Raw genomic sequence first — 2,591 nt, forward strand, 5'->3', positions numbered from 1 at the left:
CTAGTTGCCTAGAAAAAATATTTATTCAATTATCAAGCCAGAATATTCAACTTCCAACTTTTTGGGTACACGTCATTACTGGCTATTCGTTTCATTTTTTTAATACTGTTGATGCAAAGTTTTTTAGCTGATACAATGGTATCATCTTTTTTGATACAGATGTATCAGCTATCAAAATACTTACTTAGCAATCGTAATTTATAAATATTGGAGGTTACGTATGGCCTTTTTAGAGTTAAAAGATATCCATAAATCTTATTACCTAGATAAAGAGGAATTCCCTGTCTTAAAGGGAATTAGCTTAAAGTTCGACCGAGGAGAATTCGTTTCAATTCTTGGTGAATCTGGCGGTGGAAAGTCCACTTTAATGAATATTATTGGTGGTTTGGACCGCAATTTTAAAGGTGAAGTTTTAGTAAATGGTAACTTGCTAGATCACAGTCAGGAAAAGCAATTAGATAAATACCGCTGTGATACTGTCGGTTACATTTACCAATCCTATAATCTGATTTCGCACCTTACCGTTTTAGATAATGTCCTCATCGCGCTTGACATGACAACCTTAAGTAAAGAGGAGCGTCGTAAAAGAGCATTAGACTTACTTAAGCAAGTCGGTCTTAGCGAACAGGTAAATAAGCACCCTAATCAATTATCTGGGGGCAAAAACAACGGGTGGCGATTGCACGAGCATTGGCGAGTGATCCACAAATTATTATTGCGGATGAACCAACTGGCGCCCTTGATTCAAAGAACACTCAAGAAGTGCTGGAACTGTTAGATAATATTGCTAAGGACGGCAAATTGGTTATTGCAGTTACCCACTCTCAAGAGGTTGCAGATCATGGTACGCGAATCGTCCACCTAGCTGACGGTAAGATTGACGGAGATAAAACACTTCGTCCAAAATATAAAATCCCATCTAAACCAACTCGTATCACTTCCCAACCCTTACCTGCTTCAGCAAGTTACCAGTCTTCGTTTAAACACTTAATGTATTATTTCTGGCGTAACTCCCTGATTATGCTAGGTACTGCTATTGGTATTTTTGCCGTGTTATTATTTAGTGGCTTAGGTAACGGTATTAATGGTTACATGCAAAGCCAAATTAATTCAGTCGCTAATCCCCGAGTTATTAATGTCTTTAAAAATACAACTGGCAAGAAAATGACTAGGGACCAAACTCAGCAGTCAATACAAACACTGGCCACTAATCCTCAATCAATGACCATTTCAAACCATAATCTTAAACGAATTCAAAAGCTAAAAGGCGTCTCTTCAGCTCAACCAGGGATCGTTGTTAGTGCATTCCAATTAACTTATGGCAAGAAGCCACAAAATATTAGTTCATTAAGTACTTGGAATAACGGCATCCAAAATAATACAATCAAACAAGGACATAAGCCAAAAACCAACGAAATCCTACTAACTAAACAAGCTGCCATTCAAATGACTAGTGCTAAAAAATATAAAAAACTGATTGGTAAGAATGTCAACATTACCTTTGGCTGGGTTGATCAAAACAATAATCCTGTTCAAATCCGCAGTCGATTAAAGGTTTCTGGAATTTCAGATGGTACTAGTGCTGCTAACGCCGTTAAGTACTCGACGATGACAAACATATTGAAGAACAACAATGCTAACCATCAAGCTAATAATGTTACCGTCACCGTTAAGGACCTTAATGACGTTAAACCAGTTGCTAAAAAGATTAACAATTTACGTAATTCAAATCATAAACGCGTCTTAAGTTCCATTACTGTTGGCTCCGTTCTTAATCGGGTTAATACTTACGTAAAGCTTGCATCCATTGTTCTCTCTGCTATTGCCGGAATTTCACTGCTTGTATCAGCCTTAATGATCATCGTAACGATGTACATGTCAGTATCCGAAAGAACTAAAGAAATTGGTATCCTTCGTGCTCTTGGTGAACGTAAAACTGACATTCGCCGGTTATTTACTTCCGAATCAATCCTTATCGGACTCTTCTCTGCAGTTCTAGCATTAGTACTGGTTGGGATTGCAACCTTGATCGTCAACAATGCTTTATATGGCACCATCAAATATAACATTATTCAAATTACATTTGGTAACGTAATATTTGCATTCATCATCGCCATCGTAATCTCCTTCATTGCTGCATTACTACCAGCAAGACGAGCCGCCACACTAAATCCAATCGACGCTTTAGCAGCCGACTAAGTGATTGTCACGGTTTTGCTATCAAAGCCAGCATTTAGCTTCTTTCGATGAAGTACCTCATAATTATTAGACAAAGTTCTAACGATTGTGAGGCACTTTTTATATGACTAAATATAATTCAGAATTAAAGGCCCAAATTATTCATGAATAGCTTTCTACTTCTTAAAGCACTAATGACTTAATCAAAAAATACAATATTTCATAGCGACTTATTGCTAAGTGGATTCAAAGATATCGATTGTGTGGGCCTAATTCACTGAGACCTCGTTGTCAAAAGCGGAACTCTACCTATAATACAAGTTAAATGTGATAAATTAAAAAACGCCTGTCAAAAGACAGACGCTGGTTTGTTCTGCTGAAATGAATGGTTTAACCAAACAGACTCCGAAGAA

The 2,591-nt window shown here is 37.3% G+C and carries 1 pseudogene; it reads left to right on the forward strand.

Annotated elements, in window-relative coordinates:
• Positions 1-220 precede the first annotated feature (220 nt).
• Positions 221-2,199, forward strand: a pseudogene (locus tag QOR82_RS08965) (ATP-binding cassette domain-containing protein).
• Positions 2,200-2,591 lie beyond the last annotated feature (392 nt).

Origin of the sequence: Limosilactobacillus difficilis, assembly GCF_947387495.1 — a bacterium.
In the GTDB taxonomy this organism is placed as follows: Bacteria; Bacillota; Bacilli; order Lactobacillales; family Lactobacillaceae; genus Limosilactobacillus; species Limosilactobacillus difficilis.